The organism is Dysgonomonas sp. 521, from assembly GCF_010501055.1.
Taxonomy (GTDB): domain Bacteria; phylum Bacteroidota; class Bacteroidia; order Bacteroidales; family Dysgonomonadaceae; genus Dysgonomonas.
Genome location: NZ_QVMO01000158.1, coordinates 1 through 4,665, shown reverse-complemented (window position 1 = coordinate 4,665; position 4,665 = coordinate 1). Strand labels below are relative to the sequence as shown.

3 protein-coding genes and 1 pseudogene are annotated in these 4,665 nt (G+C 37.9%); all 4 read left to right on the top strand.

All coding sequences use genetic code 11. The features are described from left to right. Window positions 1–101 precede the first annotated feature (101 nt). Window positions 102–1,509: pseudogene (locus D0T84_RS21340) on the top strand (efflux RND transporter permease subunit); the annotation flags it as partial. Continuing rightward, window positions 1,506–2,867 (top strand): TolC family protein, encoded by a 1,362-nt coding sequence (locus D0T84_RS21335; RefSeq protein ID WP_163309953.1) that lies wholly within the window; start codon window positions 1,506–1,508, stop codon window positions 2,865–2,867. The pseudogene D0T84_RS21340 and the gene D0T84_RS21335, both read left to right, overlap by 4 nt. Before the next feature lie 132 nt (window positions 2,868–2,999). Continuing rightward, the gene (locus D0T84_RS21330) at window positions 3,000–3,881 is read left to right on the top strand and encodes an RteC domain-containing protein (RefSeq protein WP_163309952.1); all 882 of its coding nucleotides are present in this window, start codon (window positions 3,000–3,002) and stop codon (window positions 3,879–3,881) included. A gap of 24 nt (window positions 3,882–3,905) precedes the next feature. Next, window positions 3,906–4,457 carry a hypothetical protein gene (locus tag D0T84_RS21325; protein WP_163309951.1) on the top strand — a complete coding sequence of 184 codons (552 nt, stop codon included), beginning with the start codon at window positions 3,906–3,908 and terminating at the stop codon, window positions 4,455–4,457. Window positions 4,458–4,665: the final 208 nt, after the last annotated feature.

The window sequence follows — 4,665 nt, the reverse complement described above, 5'->3', positions numbered from 1 at the left end:
ACCCAAACTCTAAAAAAAATAAGCGGATAATTAATGAACTAAAACAATATGGGACTATTGCCGCTTAAAAAAGCTGTTTTTATAACGAACTATTGTTAAATCGAATATCCGATTTACCACAAATTGAAACTATATCAAAAGTATCGGGTTATGGAATGATTTCAGGAATAGGTGTGAATATGGGGTCATTCATTATTCAACTAAAAAAATGGGATGAAAGACCCGGCAGTAAAAACTCTGTTAATTCTGTCATTGACCTTATATACCAACGAACGGCTGATGTTTCCACTGCAACTGTATATGCTATGGCACCGGGGATGATTCCCGGATATGGAACCGGAGGAGGATTTGAGTTTTATACGCAAGATAAAAAAGGTGGCGATATAGAAACATTTTTCAATGTTACACAAAACTTCCTGGCCAAGTTGCGTGAACGCCCAGAGATTTCAAGTGCTTACTCTGCATTTAATATAAACTATCCGCAATATGTAGTAGATGTTGATGCTGCAAAATGTAAAAAAATGGGGATATCACCCGCAACGGTACTCTCCGAACTCGGAGCTTATTACGGTGGCGCTTATGTGTCAAACTTCAATAAATTTTCAAAAGTTTATCGTGTAATGATACAAGCCGTTCCTGAAAGCCGGAGAGATGAGAAGTCGTTGAATAATATTTTTGTAAGAATTGGTGACGAGATGGCTCCTGTAAGCCAGTTTGTGACCTTAACCAAAGTATATGGGCCGTTGGTGCAAAACCGGTTTAATATGTACGGAGGTATCTCTGTGAATGGCAACTATGCACCCGGATATAGTACCGGAGATGCTATCAAAGCCATTAAAGAGGTGGCAAAAACGGAATTACCACAGGGCTATGATGTGGATTTCAGTGGTATTACTCGTGAAGAAGCGAAAGGCGGTAATAATACAGTCGTAATTTTTGTAATATGTATCATTTTCGTCTATCTGGTCATGGTCGGGCTTTACGAAAGTTTATTCATCCCATTAGCCGTGATATTTGTCTGTTCCATTCGGATTATTAGGTAGTTTTCTGTTTGCCAAGATGATGGGATTGGAAAATAATATCTATTTGCAGGTTGGATTAATTATGTTGATCGGTTTGCTGGCTAAAACCGCCATCCTGCTGACCGAATTTGCAACGCAATGCCGTCAAAGCGGAATGTCATTAAAGCAATCCGCCTTCTTTGCAGCAAAGGTTCGTCTGCGTCCTATTATGATGACTTCGCTGACAATGATTTTCGGGATGTTGCCCTTGATGTTTGCTTCGGGTGTTGGAGCAAACGGTAGCCGGACTATCGGTACAGGAACCCTTGGAGGGATGTTGATTGGGACATTGGCACTGTTGTTTCTCGTTCCTGCACTCTTCATAATCTTCCAAACACTGCAAGAAAAATTTAAACCTGTTGAGTTTGTTGCTCCGACGGATCCTTTAATCATAAAAGAGATGGAATTAGTCGAGGAATATTCAAAAAAGAAAAAAGAAAACATATGAAAAAAATAATATTCATATCAACCCTATTATATGCTTTGTGTGGTTGCTCTACTTATAAATCATTTAAAAGTCCGGATGTTGAACTCGGAAACTTATATGGGGATATTGTCACTTTAACAGATTCGGTTAAAAATGCTCCTGCATGGCAAGCGATGTTTCTTGACGATCAACTACAGTCTCTCATTCAAAAAGCCATAAATTCAAATATAAATCTTGAAATAGCACGGTTGAATATTGAGCAGGCAGAAGAGGTACTTAAAACCTCTAAAATGGCGTTTTTGCCGTCATTGACGATTGAACCTACGGGTGGTGTAAGCAGCTTTGATAATTCAAAAGCATCTTATACTTACAATCTCCCACTTACAACACAATGGGAACTTGATATTTTTGGCAAACTGCGTAATAGTAAACACCAATCACAAGCAGCAGTAGAGCAAAGTCAGGAATACGCATTGATGGTACAAACCCAACTTGTCGCTTCTGTTGCCAATGGTTACTATACACTTATTATGTTGGACGAGCAGCTGAAAATAACAAATGATTGTGTCGAAAACCTGAGAACAAATCTGGATGTAATCATTGCTCTCAAAGAAGCGGGAATGCAAACGGAAACGGCAGTAAATCAGGCAACCGCAAACTATTATGAGATTCAGGTGTCCAAAAAGAATTTGGAAAAACAGATTCGCAACACAGAAAACAGCCTTGTTCTCTTAATAAATGAGCCGCCGCAGACTATCGAAAGAAGTTCATTTGTGGAAGAACAAACCTTTGGACTTGATTTAAATGAGAGCATTTCTATCGAGGCTCTTTCCAATAGACCGGATGTTAGGAATGCAGAATATAACCTGAAACAAAATTTCTATAGTGTTAATGTTGCCAGAGCGGCGTTATATCCCTCTTTAAATTTGAGTGGTAGCGCCGGATGGACAAACAGTGCGGGCGGAGTGATTGTAAATCCAGGCAAGCTATTATTGTCAGTATTAGGCTCTCTTACACAACCTTTATTTAATAAAGGAGTGAATCGGGCTAATCTAAATATTGCTAAGATAAATTACGAGAAATCTCTCCTCTCTTTTCATCAGGCATTGCTTAATGCAGGTGTAGAAGTAAACGATGCCTTGACGCAATGCCAAAATAGCAAAGAGAAATTATCACTTCGGGAACTACAAGTGAAAGCCAATGAAGATGCGGTTGAAAATAGTACAGAATTAATGAAGAATAGCTCCAATACTTATTTAGAAGTTTTAGTTGCCCAAAACTCATTATTGCAATCTCGCTTGTCACAAGTATCAGATTGGTTTGAGTATATTCAAGGAACTATCAATCTTTATAAAGCTCTCGGAGGAGGAGTCAATTAGACATTTTTAGACAAAAAAACATATGTATATGAAGAAGTATATTCTTGTTGTTATTGTCCTATCATTGCTGGCGGCATTAGAACTGTTAAGTATTACCGCCCATAAAAATATTGAGAAACTAAATTCATTATTATGATAAGTTTTGTCGAAAAACTACAGAAAGAAATCAGACAGGAGATCCAACAGATTGAGGCCGAGGATAAAAATATTCTAAAAAAGTCTCTCGATGCTTCTCACGTCTTGGGGAATGCTTTTGACCGGTTAAAGGAATTTATCATAACTTACCGGTTTCAGGATGAGGACGAGGAAATACTCTTTTTCAAAGAGGTAAAACCTCGAATATTCTGTCATCTAATCTACTATAGAAAAGTCTATAATATTGAAATGCACCGCCCAGTTGCCAGTATGGAGGCACAAAAGGAATACCTAAAAAAGAAGCTGGATGTGATTCAGAGTTTCAATGATAAAATATTGGACTTCTATCGGTATTATCGTTCAGGTGCAACATTTCTCGATGCCGCATATTTCGTTCGCGGTCAACCTGACATAGAACAATATCTCGAAACGTTTTACTACGAGCGTGATCCGCAATTTTCAACCAATGCAGATTTTAAGGTTGCTAAGATTATGGCAAATGATATGTTACAAGCATATCTTCTTTCAGAACTGGATGCGTTGGACAACAATACGCTAAATACCAGCAACACATCATTTCCTAAAGTGAAACTGACTTGGACAGGAAGCAAAACCGATCTTATCGAACTGATTTATTCACTTGATACCGAAGGCTGTTTTAATGAAGGGAAAGTGCCCTTGATACAGATTGCTGCCTATTTCGAGAGTATATTCAATATAAACCTGGGTAACAACATCGCCCGTAATTTTTACGACATGCGTATTCGCAATCAACCTACACCTTTCCTTGACCGTTTGCGAGAAGAAATACGCAAACGAATGGATAATACTAAACCAGGAGGAAAAGATAAAGATAAGGGTAAAGACAAGAAAGAATAACAACGAACTTAAAAATATAAGAGTATGAAACGAATTATTTTGTTATCATTGATTCCCCTTTTGTTCTCCTGTGGAGACACAATGGGTAAATATGAAAAAGCGATTGCCGATTTCGTGCAAACCGATAGTAAGGGAACAAAATTAGATATGAATTTCAATGTGGAGAAGTTGGAGGAAGTACGTCATGTTACTGTTGCTGATAGTATTAAAATAATCACGGATGGTTTCAATATTGAAAGGGATAAGCTGATGACCTCGCTTGAAAAAACAGTCAGACTATTTACTGAAAACTTAGAAAAAGCGAAAGTAGCCAACAGACCGTCCCAAGTAATGATTGACTCTTATCAGTCCAACATCGACAAAACAAATGAACGGATTAATGCACTTAGAGAAAGTGTCCCAAAAGAGCTTGCAAAATACGAGAACAGGGATGCAAGCGGTATTTTGACGATTGTTTTTCGCTGTACTTATTCCGTCGATGAACCGATAACAAATAAGAGGGTAACAGAAACATTCGATTTTTTCCTTTCACCAGACGGAACAAAATGTTATTCCCAGAAAAGGATAAAGAAGTAATTTTTGATGATGCAGAAAATACAAAGAGGGTGTGTCAAAACTAAGAAATTGACGCATCCTCTTTCTTTTTGTGGGATTTATCTTCTTTCTTTTTTACGCTGCCCATTTTGCTTGGTTCATGGATTTGATTGAATTTAGGTCGCATATAATTTGAAAACGAGTAGTCTTTAGTGTATTTTTCTCTCTATTTGCGCTTTTGTTTGCCTGT